The organism is Mycobacterium sp. 050128, assembly GCF_036409155.1.
GTDB lineage: Bacteria > Actinomycetota > Actinomycetes > Mycobacteriales > Mycobacteriaceae > Mycobacterium.
Genome location: NZ_JAZGLW010000001.1, coordinates 365,428 through 379,569 on the forward strand (window position 1 = coordinate 365,428; position 14,142 = coordinate 379,569).

Below are 14,142 nucleotides of genomic sequence, written 5' to 3' on the forward strand. Positions count from 1 at the left end.
ACCCTCCTCGCGGCTCGCTAGCCTTGGGAGCCCTGCGAAGCCGCCAGCGCCTCGTTGAACTTCTTGCTCGGCCGCATCACGGCAGTCGTCTTCTCGTTGTCCGGCTGATAGTAACCGCCGATGTCGACCGGTTCGCCTTGTACCCCGGCCATTTCGGCCACGATGGATTCCTCGTTCTTGCTCAACGAGTCGGCCAGCGAGGCGAAGTGCTTGCGCAGCTCGTCGTCGTCGGTTTGCGCGGCAAGTTCGGAGGCCCAGTACAGGGCCAGATAGAACTGACTGCCCCGGTTGTCGAGTTCGCCGGTCTTGCGTGACGGACCCTTGTTGTTGTCCAACAACTTGCCGATCGCGGCGTCCAGCGTCTTGGCCAGAATCTCGGCGCGCGCGTTGTCGGTCTTGATCCCGATGTCTTCGAAACACGCTCCGAGAGCGAGGTATTCGCCAAGGGAGTCCCAGCGCAGATGGTTCTCCTCGACCAATTGGTGCACGTGTTTCGGCGCCGAACCGCCCGCCCCGGTTTCGTACATTCCGCCGCCGGCCATCAACGGCACGATGGACAGCATCTTGGCGCTGGTGCCCAGCTCCAGGATCGGGAACAGGTCAGTGAGATAGTCGCGCAGGATGTTTCCGGTCGCGGCGATGGTGTCCTGCCCACGCATGGCGCGTTCGATCGTGTGCCGCATGGCACGTTCCTGCGACATGGTCTGGATGTCGAGGCCCTCGGTGTCGTGGTCGGCAAGATAAGTGTTGACCTTCTTGCGCAATTCGTTCTCGTGGGGACGCTCCTGGTCCAGCCAGAACACCACCGGCATGCCCGAATTGCGCGCGCGGTTGACGGCCAGCTTGACCCAGTCGCGGATCGGTTCGTCCCGGACGATGGGCATGCGCCAGATGTCGCCGGCTTCCACGTTCTGGCTCAGCAGAATGTCACCGGTGTCGAGGTCGACGATGTTGGCCACGCCGTCTTCGGGGATTTCGAACGTCTTGTCATGCGAGCCATACTCTTCGGCCTGCTGGGCCATCAGGCCGACGTTGGGGACGGTGCCCATCGTCGTCGGATCGAAGGCGCCGTGGGTCTTACAGAAGTTGATGATCTCTTGGTAGATGCGGGCGAACGTCGACTCGGGGTTGACGGCCTTGGTGTCCTTCGGCCGTCCGTCGGCGCCGTACATCTTGCCGCCGGCGCGGATCATCGCCGGCATCGACGCATCCACGATCACGTCGCTGGGCGAGTGAAAGTTGCTGATGCCCTTGGCCGAATCGACCATGGCCAGTTCGGGACGGTGCTCGTGGCAGGCGTGCAGGTCACGGATGATCTCGTCGTGCTGCGACGCCGGCAGCGACTCGATCTTGTTGTACAGATCGACCAAACCGTTGTTGACGTTGACGCCGAGCTCGTCGAACAGCGCCTGATGCTTGGCGAAGGCGTCCTTGTAGAAGACCTTGACCGCGTGGCCGAAGACGATCGGGTGGGAGACCTTCATCATCGTGGCCTTGACGTGCAACGAGAACATCACGCCGGTCTCGTAGGCGTCCTCGATCTGCTCCTCGTAGAACTCGCAGAGCGCCTTCTTGCTCATGAACATGCTGTCGATGATGTCGCCGTCGCGCAGCGACACCGTGGGCTTGAGCACGATCTTCTTGCCGCCCTTGGTCTCCAGCTCCATCTTCACGCTGCGCCCGCGATCCAGCGTCATCGATTTCTCGCCGTGGTAGAAGTCGCCGTGCTTCATCGTCGCGACATGCGTACGCGACGCCTGAGACCACTCCCCCATGCTGTGCGGGTGTTTGCGCGCGTACTCCTTGACCGCGTTCGGCGCGCGACGGTCCGAGTTGCCTTGGCGTAACACCGGGTTGACCGCGCTACCAAGGCATTTCGAATAGCGTTCGCGAATTTCGGAGTCCTCATCGGTCTTCGGGCTCTGCGGGAAGTCCGGGATCTTGTAGCCCTTGCCTTGCAGCTCCTTGATCGCGGCCACCAGCTGAGGCACCGAGGCGCTGATGTTCGGCAGCTTGATGATGTTGGTGTCGGCCAGCTTGGTCAGCCGGCCCAGTTCGGCCAGGTTGTCCGGCACCCGCTGCTCTTCGGTCAGGTGCTCGGGGAACTCGGCGAGGATCCGGGCGGCCAGCGAGATGTCGCTCGTCTTGATCTCGATGCCGGCCGGCTCGGCGAAGGCCCGCACGATCGGTAGGAACGCGTAGGTCGCCAGCAACGGCGCCTCGTCGGTCAGCGTGTAGATGACGGTCGGCTTATCGGCGCTCACGGACGGTCCCTCTCCCGATCAGATTTTGGGGGGCTCAGCGTTGTCCTTGCCACGTTATCAAGGGCGTTTGAGCAGGTGTCGACCTGCCGTTGGCATCCGGTCGGCTCGGTAAGATAGTCTTCGTATTGGTCATGAGCGCCAGCATCAAGCCCCGGCTTGCTGGCCGGCAACCCTCCAACCGCGGTGGGGTGCCCCGGGTGATGACCAGGTTGAGTAGCCATAGCACCGGCTATCCGGCAAGCGCGGGTCCGCCATGACGGGCCCCTGAGTAGACAGGGAACGTGATGTGCAGTCACCCTCCTCATCCGCGTCTGTTCGTGTGTCGGTGCTGAACCACCGGCCCCCGGCCGGCGTCTTCGATGCAGGCGTCCCGGGCGGCTACCAGCACCTCGATACGTCCCCTTCCAGCAGAAAGCCCCGCTCATGAGCGCCGATACCGACAGCGATCCGACCGCGCATTGGTCGTTCGAAACCAAGCAGGTTCACGCCGGCCAGCAACCCGACCCGACCACCAACGCCCGTGCCCTGCCGATCTACCAGACCACCTCGTACGTCTTTAACGACACCAGCCACGCCGCCGCCCTGTTCGGACTCGAGGTTCCGGGCAACATCTACACCCGGATCGGCAACCCGACCACCGATGTCGTCGAGCAGCGGATCGCCGCACTCGAAGGCGGCGTCGCCGCACTGTTCCTGTCCTCCGGACAGGCCGCTGAGACATTCGCCATATTGAACCTCGCATGTGCCGGCGATCACATTGTGTCCAGCCCTCGCCTCTACGGCGGCACCTACAACCTCTTCCATTACTCGCTGCCCAAGTTCGGCATCGAGGTCACCTTCGTCGAGGATCCCGACGACCTGGATTCGTGGCAGGCGGCGGTGCGACCCAACACCAAGGCCTTCTTCGCCGAGACGATCTCCAATCCGCAGATCAACATCCTGGACACCCCCGGTGTCGCCGGGGTGGCCCACGCCAACGGTGTACCGCTGATCGTCGACAACACGATCGCCACGCCGTACCTGATCCAGCCGTTCACGCAGGGCGCCGACATCGTGGTGCACTCCGCGACCAAGTACCTGGGCGGTCACGGCTCCGCGATCGCCGGGGTCATCGTCGACGGCGGCACCTTCGACTGGACGCAGGGCCGCTTCCCCGGGTTCACCACACCCGACCCGAGCTACCACGGCGTGGTATTCGCCGAGCTGGGACCGCCGGCGTTCGCGCTGAAGGCGCGCGTGCAATTGCTGCGCGACCTGGGGTCCGCGGCGTCGCCGTTCAACGCTTTCCTGGTGGCCCAGGGTCTGGAGACGCTGAGCCTGCGCATCGAGCGCCACGTCGCCAACGCGCAACGGGTCGCCGAGTTCCTCGAGGGCCACGACGGCGTGGTGTCGGTCAACTACGCGGGGCTGCCCAGCTCGCCGTGGCATGAGCGGGCAAAGAAGCTGGCGCCCAAGGGAACCGGTGCCGTGCTGGCGTTCGAGCTGGCCGGCGGGATCGAGGCCGGCAAGGCGTTCGTGAACGCGCTGCAACTGCACAGCCACGTCGCCAACATCGGCGACGTGCGGTCGCTGGTGATTCACCCGGCGTCGACCACCCACGCCCAGCTGTCCCCCGCCGAGCAGCTGAGCACCGGCGTCACGCCGGGACTGGTGCGGTTGGCCGTCGGCATCGAGAACATCGACGACATCCTGGCCGACCTCGAGCTCGGGTTCGCCGCCGTCCCGAAGAGCTCTGACCCGCATTCCGTGGCGGCCTTCTAGGGACTCTGACATGACGATCTCCGACGTCCCAACGCAAACGTTGCCCGCCGAAGGCGAGGTCGGCCTGGTCGACATCGGCTCGCTGACCACGGAAAGCGGCGCGGTCATCGACAACGTCTGTATCGCCGTGCAGCGCTGGGGCGAGCTGTCACCGACGCGCGACAACGTCGTGGTGGTACTGCACGCTCTCACCGGCGATTCCCATATCACCGGCCCGGCCGGGCCGGGGCACCCCACCCCCGGTTGGTGGGACGGAATCGCGGGGCCGGGCGCACCGATCGACACCAACCGCTGGTGCGCGGTCGCGACCAATGTGCTGGGCGGGTGCCGTGGTTCCACCGGGCCGAGTTCGCTTGCCCGAGACGGCAAGCCATGGGGTTCCCGGTTCCCGCTGATCACCGTGCGCGACCAGGTCGAGGCGGACATCGCCGCGCTGGACGCGCTGGGAATAAACCAGGTCGCCGCCGTCGTTGGCGGATCCATGGGCGGCGCAAGGGCTTTGGAATGGATGGTCGGCCACCCCGAGCGGGTTCGGGCCGGATTGCTGCTGGCGGTCGGGGCGCGTGCCACCGCCGACCAGATCGGCACCCAGACCACCCAGATCGCGGCCATCAAGGCAGACCCGAATTGGCAAGGCGGCGATTATCACGACACCGGCCTGTCCCCGGACGCCGGACTGGCGATCGCCCGGCGCTTCGCGCATCTGACCTACCGCGGCGAGGTCGAGCTCGACAACAGGTTCGCCAACGACAGCCAGAGCGACGAGGACCCGGCCCCCCCGTTTGGCGACGGGCGCTACGCGGTGCAGAGCTACCTGGAACACCAGGGTGACAAGATCCTGGCCCGTTTCGACGCCAGCAGCTACGTAATCCTGACCGAGTCGCTGAACAGCCACGACGTCGGCCGAGGCCGCGGCGGGGTGAGCAAGGCGCTGCGCAGGTGTCCGGTGCCGGCCGTGGTCGGCGGCATCACCTCCGACCGGCTGTATCCGCTGCGCTTGCAGCAGGAGATGGCCGACTTGCTGCCCGGCTGCAGCGGCCTACAGGTCGTCGACTCGATCTCCGGGCATGACGGGTTTCTGGTGGAGACCGAGGCGGTGGGCGAATTGATCCGCGAGACACTGGATTTGGCCGCGAACGAAGGTGCGGGTCGGCGGTGACCCGGTCGAGGCACGACCGCTCGCTGTCCTTCGGCTCAGCGGCCGCAGCCTACGAGCGTGGCCGCCCATCGTATCCACCCGAGGCGATTGACTGGCTGTTGCCGCGGGGTGCGCGCCAGGTGCTCGATCTGGGCGCGGGCACCGGCAAGCTCACCACCAGGCTGGTGGAACGTGGCCTCGACGTGGTGGCGGTGGACCCGATTCCGGACATGCTCGAAGTGCTGAGCGCCTCGCTGCCGGAAACTCGTGCGGTGCTGGGCACCGCCGAAGAGATTCCGTTGGAGGACAACAGCGTTGATGCGGTGCTGGTCGCCCAGGCGTGGCACTGGGTGGACCCGGAACGAGCGATTCCCGAAGTGGCCCGCGTATTGCGTCCCGGCGGACGGCTGGGCCTGGTGTGGAACACCCGCGACGAGCGGCTCGGCTGGGTGCGGGAACTCGGTGAGATCATCGGAAGCGATGGCGACGGCCGTCGTTTCGACGTGACGTTGCCGGCGCCGTTTGCCGAGCGGCAGCGTCATCAGGTGGAGTGGACGAATTACCTTACGCCGCAAGCATTGATCGACCTGGTGGCTTCGCGCAGCTACTGCATCACTTCGCCGACCGAGGTTCGTACGCAGACCCTCGACCAGGTTCGTCAGCTGCTGGCCACTCACCCGGCGCTGGCGAATTCGACCGGGCTGGCGATGCCTTACGTCACCGTCTGCATCCGGGCGACGCTGGCCGGCTGACGAATCCGGGACATCTAACAACCGAACTCCATCTTAAAGTTGAGCGCGGGTCGCAAATCGCCCATCGTCGCAGCGAACGATGATGTCGCGCAGGGTATCTTGAGCTCGTGCCTAGGGCCGCAGAGTACGCCTCCGCGGTACAGGATTATCCAGCCGCGAAAGTTGCGGATCCCCAGCGTGCCCCGCGATGGAAGCCAATCGTGCTGCTGGCTTTGGTAGTTGGGCTGCAAAGCGCCGACGCCGGCACCGTGGGGGCACTGGTTGTCCCACTCACGCGGTCATTGCACATCAACAACATTCAGGTTGGCCTGCTGGTTACCGTGTCGACCGGCGTCGGCGCCGTGGCCACCCTGGTGGCCGGACCGCTCGCCGACCGCACGGTGCGGGTGCGCCTGCTGTGGACGGCGCTGCTGCTGTGTTCGGCGGCGATGGCGCTGAGCGCGGCCAGCCCCAACTACGGCTGGCTGCTCGGGTGCCGGGTGGCCCTCGGCGCCGGGATCGCGGTATCCGGGCCCGTGGTCGCCTCGCTGGTCGGTGACTACTTCAAACCGGCTGAGCGCGGTCGCGTCTACGGGCTCGTCCTCGCGGGCGAGGGCACGTGTACGGCCATCGGGCTGCTGGTCGCGGGCGAACTCGGTGCCGTCAGCTGGCGGCTGGGCTTCGGCTGGCTGGCCGTGGTGGGTCTCGTCCTCAGCGTCGCGGTGGGGACGCTGCTGCGCGAACCGTCGCGTGGCAGCCGCCTCGGCGACCGGATGACGGATGGACCGCGCCGCTCGGTCTGGCGGGAACTGCGCTGGGTGCTCTCGATCCGCACCAATGTCGTTCTGATCGCGGCATCCTCGTTCGGCTACTTCTTCTCCACCGGGTTGAGCACGTTCGGTGTCGCCCTGCTGTGCGGCCGGTTTGAGATCGGTCAGTCGGTGGCGACCATGCTGATCGCCGTCCTCGGGGTCGGTGCGCTGACCGGCGTGCTCACCACCGGACGCCTGGCCGACCGGCTGACCCATCGGGGTCACATCAGCGCACGGATTGTGGTGGGCGGGGCGGCTTTTCTCGCCGCGGCGGTGTTCATCCTTCCGACACTGCTCGCGGACAGCCTGCTGTTGGCGCTGGTATTCGCGTTCTTCGCGGGGACCGCGATGGGCGGGGTGAACCCGCCGCTGAATGCGGCGAGGCTGGACATCGTCCATTCACGGCTGTGGGGCACCGCGGAGGCGGTGCGTAGCACCCTGGTGTCGGTATCGACGGGGTTGGCGCCGGTGGCCTTCGGCGGGGTGTCCACGGCGCTGGGGGGCACCCCCGGCGCATTGGGCGACACCTTCCTGATCATGCTGGTCATGCTGATCGTCGCCGCGGGGCTGTTGCTGGTCGTGGCCCGGCGTACCTACCCGCGCGATGTCGCGACGGCGATGGCTTCCGAGGTCCTGACGGCTACTACCGAACCGGCGCGGTGCCGAACTTGAACCGGCGCCCGGAGATCTCCATCGGCACCACCCGGACGAAGTGGGGCTTCACCGTTGCCGGCCACGCCAGCAACGGCGCTTCCTCGGCGTCGAGGATCTCGTCGGCGGCCGTCAGCAGGTGTGCCCTGCCCTGGATGATCACACTCCACCCCTCGACGTCGGTGTAGCCGTCGGCCTCGAAAGCTATCTGGTCGCTCATGACGGCCTGGTAGAGCTTGGTACCCGTAGCAGTTCGGAAGACCAGCGTCCGGCGCTGGGTGATGTAGTTGATCGGAAAGATCTCGGCGCGGCCGTTCGTGACGACGACAAAACGGCCTAATGCCGCGCTCGATAGCAAGTCCCAGCTGTCTTCTTCGCTGAGCACAGTCACCGGATCGTCTGCAGGCATGGCTCAGCCTAACCCGATCGGGATTCGGCGTGGTTGCTGAGACGGCGCGCGAAGGCCGGATCGCTTAGTCGGCGTGGGTGACACCCGACTGATATCCAAAGCACTCTCGGCGGCAATCATTACTGCGTCGCCCGAAATGCCTGGCGCACATAGACTTCCGTCGCGGTTATGCGTCGCTACTCGTCGAGGTCGTAGAGCATTCGTTTGGGGTGGTGGTAGGTGTTGGTGCGGGGTTGGCCGTGGTCGAGATGCGGTGGTGGGATCCATTGGGTGTCGCCGTTGGGGTGTTGTCGGGTGGTCCAGCCGTGGGGTTGGAGCAGGCGGTGGTGCGGGCCGCAGGCCAGGGTGAGGTTGTCGATACCGGTGCTGTGGCAGGTGGCGTAGTCGGTGATGTGGTGGACTTCGCAGTAGTAGCCGGGCACGGTGCAGCCCGGTGCGGTGCAGCCACGGTCTTTGGCGTACAACACGATTCGTTGTCCGGGTGAGGCGAGTCGTTTGGTGTGATGCAGGGAAACAGCTTTGCCCTTGTCGAAGATGGCCAGGTAGTGGTGGGCGTGGCGGGCCAGGCGGATGACGTCGCTGATCGGCAGCCGGGTGCCTCCGCCGGTGATCCCGTGGCCGGCGGCGGCGTCGAGCTCTTGCAGGGTGGTGGAGACGATGATGGCGGCGGGCAGCCCATTGTGCTGACCGAGCTCGCCGGAGGCCAGGACCGCGCGCAGGGCGGCGTTGAGTCCGTCGTGGTGGCGTTGGGCTGCTGAGCGGGGGTCGTGATCGATGGCGTCTTGGCTGGGTGTGCCGTCGATACAGGGGGTGTGGTCGGTGGGGTTGCACATGCCGGGGGCGGCCAGCTTGGCCAGCACGGCTTCCAGGGTGGCGCGGGCTTCCGGTGTCAGCCAGCCGGTCAGGGCGGACATGCCGTCGGGTTGCTGGTGGCCCAGGGTCAGGCCGCGTCGGTGGGCGCGGTCGTCGTCGGTGTAGGTGCCGTCGGGGTTGAGCAGGTCGGCGAGGTGGTCAGCCAGTCCGGCGAGCTGGTCGGGGCGGTACTGGGTGGCCAGCCTGGCGAGATCGGCCTCGGCGCAGTCACGGGTCTCGGCGTCGATCCAGCCGGGTAGCTGGTGATAGAAGCGCCGGATCACCGCGACGTGGTCACGCCCCAGCTGACCTTCGCGCTGCGCGGCGGCGGTGGAAGCCAGCACCGCCGCCAACGGCTCACCCGTAATGGCGCGCCGCGGGCCCAGATCGGCGGCCTCACGCACCCGGCGGGCGGCGTCGGCGCGGCTGATCAACGTCCAGTCCGCGATCGCGTGGCACAGTTTGCCCCCCAACTCCGCCGGCGTGGCTTCGTGTGCCAGCTCATTGATCAGCGGATGCTCGCCCACGGACAAGCGGCGCCGGACTTTCTCGTAGCGGGCCAGCAGCGCGAGGCGCTCGCGGGTGCACAGCATCTGCGTATCGAGTGCGGCGACCGTATCGAGGGCGGTGTCCAACGCGTCGAAGGCCGCCGTGACGGCCTCTCGATCCGCGACCACACCCGAACTCATACAACGAAACTAAACCCACCCGCCGACAAAAAACCCCACCCTGAGACGGCTGAAACCACAGTGACACAAGAGGTTTCATCAGTGTGCGCTCACGGCGATTTAGCGCGGCGAGGCGGGCAACGAGTCGCAGTCGTCAGAATTTCAGGCCGGAGTACATGACCTGGTTGGGGTCGTACTTCTGGCGCACGGAGGTCAGTTGCGACAGATTCGAGCCGAAGTAGCGCGACGCCGGGCTGTTGGGCTCCAGGTAGTTGACGTAACCGCCGACCGAAAACTGTTGGACCGCTTGGTGCGCTGAACTCAGCCACTGCGTCGCGGCCGCGACCTGGTTGGCTGCGGGTTCGACGTACCATTGCAGCACCGCGGACTGCTTGCGCCACGGAAACGCCGAATCCCCGGGGGCGACGTCGGCGATGGCACCACCGAGCGGATCCACCAGCAGCGAGGCCTTTCCGCCCGACGCGGGCCACTGCCCGATCGCGGCCGCAATGGCATGGGCCGCAGCAGAATTCACGGTGGTGATCACATCGGATCCGGCCACGAACCCTCGCGGTGGCGATGTCGAGCTGCCACCGGCCAGATACGTCACGAGGTCCATTCGGTTCATCGTCTTGTTGGTCACCGCACTGGGCTGCAAACCGACCGCGGCCTTGATCGCGTCGATCACCCCGGGCGCACCGCCGGCAGGGCAGGTCGCCAGGATATGGCAGTCGGGCTGGACCGAGCCGACCGCGAGATCGACCATGGCCCAAGCGTTTCGGTCGGCGCCGTTCAGCCAGTTCTGCCAGCCGACGAGTACCTGGACCGCCGACGAAGGGGCGAACTCCAGCCGGATCACGTCGGCGTCGCCGGTCGGGAAGGTCGCGAAGGTCATCGACGTCGTCACCCCGATGTTGCCGCCACCGCCGCCGCGAAGTGCCCAGAACAGGTCCGGATGATCGTTGGCGGACGCGGTGACCACATCGCCGCTGGGAAGCACCACGGTGGCCGACTGCAGCGCGTCGCAGGCCAGGCCGGCATGCCGGGAATCGGCGCCGATCCCCCCGCCGAGCGTCAGCCCCGTGACACCGACGGTGGGACAACTGCCGGTCGGCACCCCGCGACCGGCGCCGGCGCAGGCCTGGTGTAGCGCCCACAGATTCGTCGCCGGGGTCACCGTGACGTTGCCGCCGTCGAGGTTCGCGCCACCCGGCAGTCCGCGCAGGTCGAGCACCATCGTGCCGTTGGCGCTCGATGCCCCGATGTAGGAATGGCCGCCGCCGCGCGGTGCGACCTTGAGCTTGTTCGCCGTCGCGAAGGCGACCGCCTTCTGGACGTCGGCTTGCGAGGACACCGCGACGATCGCCGCAGGGCTGGAGTTGTTGTAGAACGAGTTGAAAACCTGTTTGCTGGAAGCAAATTGGGCGCCGTTGGTCGGCAGCACGACACTGCCGCCGATGGTGGAGGCCAAGCCGTTCCAGCTCGCGACGGCGGCGCCGGGGTCGGCGGCAGCCCGCGTGGTCCCGAGCACCGCGCCGGTCGCCAACATTGAAACGGCGCCGCGGAGAAACGCCTGGCGCGAGATGCCACGATCCATGATGCCGAATTGTTAACCATTTCTCGCTGAAGGGCACGGTGTCGGCGCATGTGTCGGATCACAGTGTGGCTTCGATTGGCCCCGACACGATCCGCCTTCGCCTGTAACGTTTTCCGCGCAATAACCGATGTTTCGGAAGCATCACGCTCACAAAACGCATAGTGTGCAAACCTTGATCTCCCCGTGTCGTAAACGTGACAGCCATAGATCAGTCTTTCCAGAGTGATTTGAGTGCCTTCCGAGCACTCCGCGACAGATGGGGAAGCTGTCATGAAAGCAGTTGCAGCTGCGCATGGTTGGGTCTGGATGTTTCGTCAGCAACCCCTGCCGGTTCGCTTGTTGACCGCCCTGGCCGGGCTGTTCGCCGTCGCCGCGGCGTTTGGTTCACCGCCGGCCGAGGCGGACGCGAATGCCGACGATAGCTTCATCGACGCGCTGAACCACGCCGGCGTCGACTTCGGCCAGCCCGGAAACGCAATGGCCGTGGGCGAATCCATCTGCCCGATGCTGGCCCAGCCCGGCGGCAGCTTCGCCGGGGCCGTTACCAGCGTCAGACGCCAGGGCATGTCGCCGGCGATGGCTCAGATGTTCACCACGATCGCGATTCAGTCGTACTGCCCGCAGGCGATGGCGAGCTTGGCCAGTGGCAATATGCCCAACATGCCGGGCGGCATGATGCCCGGCGGCATGCCGAACCTGCCCGGCGGCATGATGCCCGGCACGCCGAACCTGCCCGGCGTGATGCCGAACATCCCGGGTGCAATCCCGAACATGCCGGGCGGCGCGGTCCCCAACCTGCCCCAGATAACGGGCCCGGGGATCTAGCCGGTACCCAGCGGATCGATGGTCCAGGCGATATAGACCATCGCGGCCCCGACGGTCGCGGTCGTCATGAAGTCAATGCCCTTGCTGCGCACCACCAAAAGGCCGGCGCGATCATCGGATAGCACCAAACGCAATATCGCGGCGGCACCGACGGCGATGCCGATCAACAGCGAACCGCGACGCCAGAAGTTGGCGCCCACCAACGCGAATGCCGTCACGAAGATCAGCCCGACCAGCAGGATCGGCCACTGGGCTTTTGCCGCGGTCTTCGCCAAACTCATTGCCGCTCGGCCAGTTCGACCACGTTCGTGAGCAGGAACGCGCGGGTCAGCGGGCCGATGCCGCCCGGGTTCGGCGACACGTGACCGGCTACCTCCCAGACGTCGGGATGCACGTCGCCGGTGAGCTTGTCGTCCACCCGGCTGACGCCGACGTCGAGCACCGCGGCGCCCGGGCGAACCATGTCGGCGGTCACCAAGTGCGGCACGCCGACGGCGGCGACGATGATGTCGGCCTGCTTCGTCAACGCCGGTAGGTCACGAGTTCCGGTGTGGCACAACGTCACCGTCGCGTTCTCCGAACGCCGCGTCAACAGCAGGCCCAGCGGTCGGCCGACCGTGACGCCGCGGCCGATGACGACCACGTGCGCACCGGCGATAACGACGTCGTAGCGGCGCAGCAGGTGCACGATGCCCCGCGGAGTGCACGGCAGCGGAGCCGGGTTGTTCAGCACCAGCCGGCCCAGGTTCGTCGGGTGCAGGCCGTCGGCGTCCTTGGCTGGATCGATACGCTCGAGCGCCGCGTTCTCGTCGAGATGCTCGGGCAGTGGCAACTGCACGATGTAGCCGGTGCAGTCGGGGTTGGCGTTCAGCTCGTCGATCGTGTCGTTCAGCTTGGCCGTGGAGATGTCGGCGGGCAGGTCGCGACGGATCGAGGTGATGCCCACCTTCGCGCAGTCGGCATGCTTGCCGCGCACGTAGGCCTGAGAGCCCGGGTCGTCCCCGACCAGGATCGTGGCCAGCCCGGGCGTGCGCCCCGCCGCGGTGAGTGCCGCGACTCGTTCCTTGAGGTCGACGAAGATCTCGTCGCGGGTGGCCTTGCCGTCCAGTGTGATTGCGCCCACGCCTCACAGTCTTCCATGTCGGGGGTCTAGTCTCCTGACATGGCATCTGACCAGCCCCAGATTCCGGACGTGTTCAGCCCGGCAACGCTCGGTCCCATCACGCTGCGCAACCGGACCATCAAGTCCGCGACGTTCGAAGCACGCACTCCCGGCGCTCTGGTGAGCGACGACCTGATCGAGTACCACCGCGCGCCGGCTGCCGGCGGGGTCGGCATGACGACTGTCGCCTACTGCGCCGTCTCCCAGGGCGGACGCACCGAGGGCAACGGTCTGTGGATGCGCCCCGAGGCGGTGCCGGGGTTGCGCAAGCTCACCGACGCGATCCACGCCGAGGGCGCGGCGATCAGCGCGCAGATCGGCCACGCCGGTCCGGTCGCCAACGCCAAGTCCAACAAGGCCAAGGCGCTGGCACCGGTGCGGTTCTTCAACCCGATCGGAATGCGCTTCGCCAAGAAGGCAACCCGCGACGACATCCAAGACGTGATCACCGCACACGCCAACGCGGCCCGGTTCGCGATGGAAGCCGGCTTCGACGCGGTCGAAATTCATTTGGGCCACAACTATTTGGCGAGTTCGTTCCTGTCGCCGTTGATCAACCGTCGCGACGACGAATTCGGTGGCTCACTGGAGAACCGGGCCAAGGTGGCGCGCGGCATTGTGATGGCCGTTCGCCGTGCGGTGGAGAACGAAGGAACGCCGATCGCGGTCACGGCCAAGCTCAACATGGCCGACGGCGTGCGCGGCGCCATCACCACCGAAGAGTCGCTGATCACCGCCAAGTGGCTGGAAGAAGACGGTGGCCTGGACGCGATCGAACTGACCGCGGGCAGCTCGCTGGTCAACCCGATGTATCTGTTCCGCGGCGACGCGCCGATCAAGGAGTTCGCCGGCGCCTTCAAGCCGCCGCTGCGCTGGGGCATGCGCATGACGGGCACGAAGTTCTTGCGCGAATACCCTTACCACGAGGCGTATCTGCTGCGCGACGCCAAACTGTTCCGGGCCGAACTCAAGATGCCGCTGATCCTGCTGGGCGGCATCACCAACCGGGAGACGATGGACCTCGCGATGGCCGAGGGTTTCGAATTCGTCGCGATGGCCCGGGCGCTGCTGGCCGAGCCGGACCTGATCAATCGGCTCGTGGCCGACGGCGCCCAGCACAGCGTCCATTCGGCGTGTACGCACTGCAACCGGTGCATGCCGACGATCTACACGCGCACCCGCTGCGTCGTCACCGGAGCGCCCGACAACAGCTGATTGCGCGACCACAGCCGGCCCGACGTGCCGCGTTGGTGCAAATGGCGAAATAGGTTC

The 14,142-nt window shown here is 66.4% G+C and carries 12 protein-coding genes and 1 riboswitch; of the genes, 6 read left to right on the forward strand and 6 right to left on the reverse strand.

Annotation, left to right across the window (positions count from 1 at the left end; all coding sequences use genetic code 11):
• Positions 1–17: 17 nt before the first annotated feature.
• Positions 18–2,264 carry an NADP-dependent isocitrate dehydrogenase gene (locus SKC41_RS01785; RefSeq protein ID WP_330976051.1) on the reverse strand — a complete coding sequence of 749 codons (2,247 nt, stop codon included), beginning with the start codon at positions 2,262–2,264 and terminating at the stop codon, positions 18–20.
• Positions 2,265–2,391: 127 nt separating this feature from the next.
• A riboswitch (SAM riboswitch) is annotated at positions 2,392–2,513 on the forward strand.
• Positions 2,514–2,687: 174 nt separating this feature from the next.
• On the opposite strand from SKC41_RS01785, the gene SKC41_RS01790 reads away from it, so the two are divergent.
• The 4 genes from SKC41_RS01790 to SKC41_RS01805 all read left to right on the forward strand — a co-directional run bounded on the left by SKC41_RS01790 (position 2,688) and on the right by SKC41_RS01805 (position 7,378).
• Positions 2,688–4,025 carry a bifunctional o-acetylhomoserine/o-acetylserine sulfhydrylase gene (locus SKC41_RS01790; protein ID WP_330976052.1) on the forward strand — a complete coding sequence of 446 codons (1,338 nt, stop codon included), beginning with the start codon at positions 2,688–2,690 and terminating at the stop codon, positions 4,023–4,025.
• Positions 4,026–4,035: 10 nt separating this feature from the next.
• Complete coding sequence (gene metX, locus SKC41_RS01795; protein WP_330976053.1) at positions 4,036–5,184, forward strand: homoserine O-acetyltransferase MetX; 1,149 nt, start codon at positions 4,036–4,038, stop codon at positions 5,182–5,184.
• Positions 5,181–5,915, forward strand: coding sequence for a class I SAM-dependent methyltransferase (locus tag SKC41_RS01800; protein ID WP_330976054.1), 735 nt, complete (start codon positions 5,181–5,183; stop codon positions 5,913–5,915). Before metX ends, SKC41_RS01800 begins: the two co-directional genes overlap by 4 nt.
• Positions 5,916–6,022: 107 nt before the next feature.
• Positions 6,023–7,378: an MFS transporter gene (locus SKC41_RS01805; RefSeq protein WP_330976055.1), complete on the forward strand. Its 1,356-nt coding sequence runs from the start codon at positions 6,023–6,025 to the stop codon at positions 7,376–7,378.
• On the opposite strand, the gene SKC41_RS01810 is transcribed toward SKC41_RS01805, so the two are convergent.
• From SKC41_RS01810 to SKC41_RS01820, 3 genes are all read right to left on the reverse strand, one after another.
• Entirely contained in the window at positions 7,350–7,766 is a 417-nt protein-coding gene (locus SKC41_RS01810) for a pyridoxamine 5'-phosphate oxidase family protein (protein WP_330976056.1), read from the reverse strand. The two genes, SKC41_RS01805 and SKC41_RS01810, sit on opposite strands and share 29 nt — an antisense overlap.
• Positions 7,767–7,942: 176 nt before the next feature.
• On the reverse strand, positions 7,943–9,307 hold the full coding sequence (locus SKC41_RS01815) for an HNH endonuclease signature motif containing protein (protein ID WP_330976057.1): 1,365 nt from the start codon (positions 9,305–9,307) through the stop codon (positions 7,943–7,945).
• 133 nt (positions 9,308–9,440) lie between these two features.
• On the reverse strand, positions 9,441–10,883 hold the full coding sequence (locus tag SKC41_RS01820; protein ID WP_330976058.1) for an FAD-dependent oxidoreductase: 1,443 nt from the start codon (positions 10,881–10,883) through the stop codon (positions 9,441–9,443).
• Between the two features lie 270 nt (positions 10,884–11,153).
• On the opposite strand from SKC41_RS01820, the gene SKC41_RS01825 reads away from it, so the two are divergent.
• The gene (locus SKC41_RS01825) at positions 11,154–11,708 is read left to right on the forward strand and encodes a DUF732 domain-containing protein (protein WP_330976059.1); all 555 of its coding nucleotides are present in this window, start codon (positions 11,154–11,156) and stop codon (positions 11,706–11,708) included.
• Here SKC41_RS01825 and SKC41_RS01830 read toward each other — a convergent pair.
• Complete coding sequence (locus tag SKC41_RS01830; protein WP_330976060.1) at positions 11,705–11,989, reverse strand: DUF3017 domain-containing protein; 285 nt, start codon at positions 11,987–11,989, stop codon at positions 11,705–11,707. The genes SKC41_RS01825 and SKC41_RS01830 overlap by 4 nt on opposite strands.
• Positions 11,986–12,831 (reverse strand): bifunctional methylenetetrahydrofolate dehydrogenase/methenyltetrahydrofolate cyclohydrolase, encoded by an 846-nt coding sequence (locus SKC41_RS01835; RefSeq protein ID WP_330976061.1) that lies wholly within the window; start codon positions 12,829–12,831, stop codon positions 11,986–11,988. The genes SKC41_RS01830 and SKC41_RS01835 overlap by 4 nt, the downstream gene beginning before the upstream one ends.
• A 39-nt stretch (positions 12,832–12,870) precedes the next feature.
• On the opposite strand from SKC41_RS01835, the gene SKC41_RS01840 reads away from it, so the two are divergent.
• Positions 12,871–14,085, forward strand: a complete 1,215-nt coding sequence (locus SKC41_RS01840; protein ID WP_330976062.1) for an NADH:flavin oxidoreductase — start codon at positions 12,871–12,873, stop codon at positions 14,083–14,085.
• The last annotated feature ends 57 nt before the right edge of the window (positions 14,086–14,142 follow it).

What these genes read in the sequence shown, in the direction of transcription:
- SKC41_RS01825 (WP_330976059.1), top strand. Translation starts at nt 11,154, where the DNA reads ATGAAAGCAGTTGCAGCTGCGCATGGTTGGGTCTGGATGTTTCGTCAG.
- SKC41_RS01790 (WP_330976052.1), top strand. Translation starts at nt 2,688, where the DNA reads ATGAGCGCCGATACCGACAGCGATCCGACCGCGCATTGGTCGTTCGAA.
- SKC41_RS01840 (WP_330976062.1), top strand. Translation starts at nt 12,871, where the DNA reads ATGGCATCTGACCAGCCCCAGATTCCGGACGTGTTCAGCCCGGCAACG.
- SKC41_RS01830 (WP_330976060.1), bottom strand. Translation starts at nt 11,989, where the DNA reads ATGAGTTTGGCGAAGACCGCGGCAAAAGCCCAGTGGCCGATCCTGCTG.
- SKC41_RS01815 (WP_330976057.1), bottom strand. Translation starts at nt 9,307, where the DNA reads ATGAGTTCGGGTGTGGTCGCGGATCGAGAGGCCGTCACGGCGGCCTTC.
- metX (WP_330976053.1), top strand. Translation starts at nt 4,036, where the DNA reads ATGACGATCTCCGACGTCCCAACGCAAACGTTGCCCGCCGAAGGCGAG.
- SKC41_RS01810 (WP_330976056.1), bottom strand. Translation starts at nt 7,766, where the DNA reads ATGCCTGCAGACGATCCGGTGACTGTGCTCAGCGAAGAAGACAGCTGG.
- SKC41_RS01820 (WP_330976058.1), bottom strand. Translation starts at nt 10,883, where the DNA reads ATGGATCGTGGCATCTCGCGCCAGGCGTTTCTCCGCGGCGCCGTTTCA.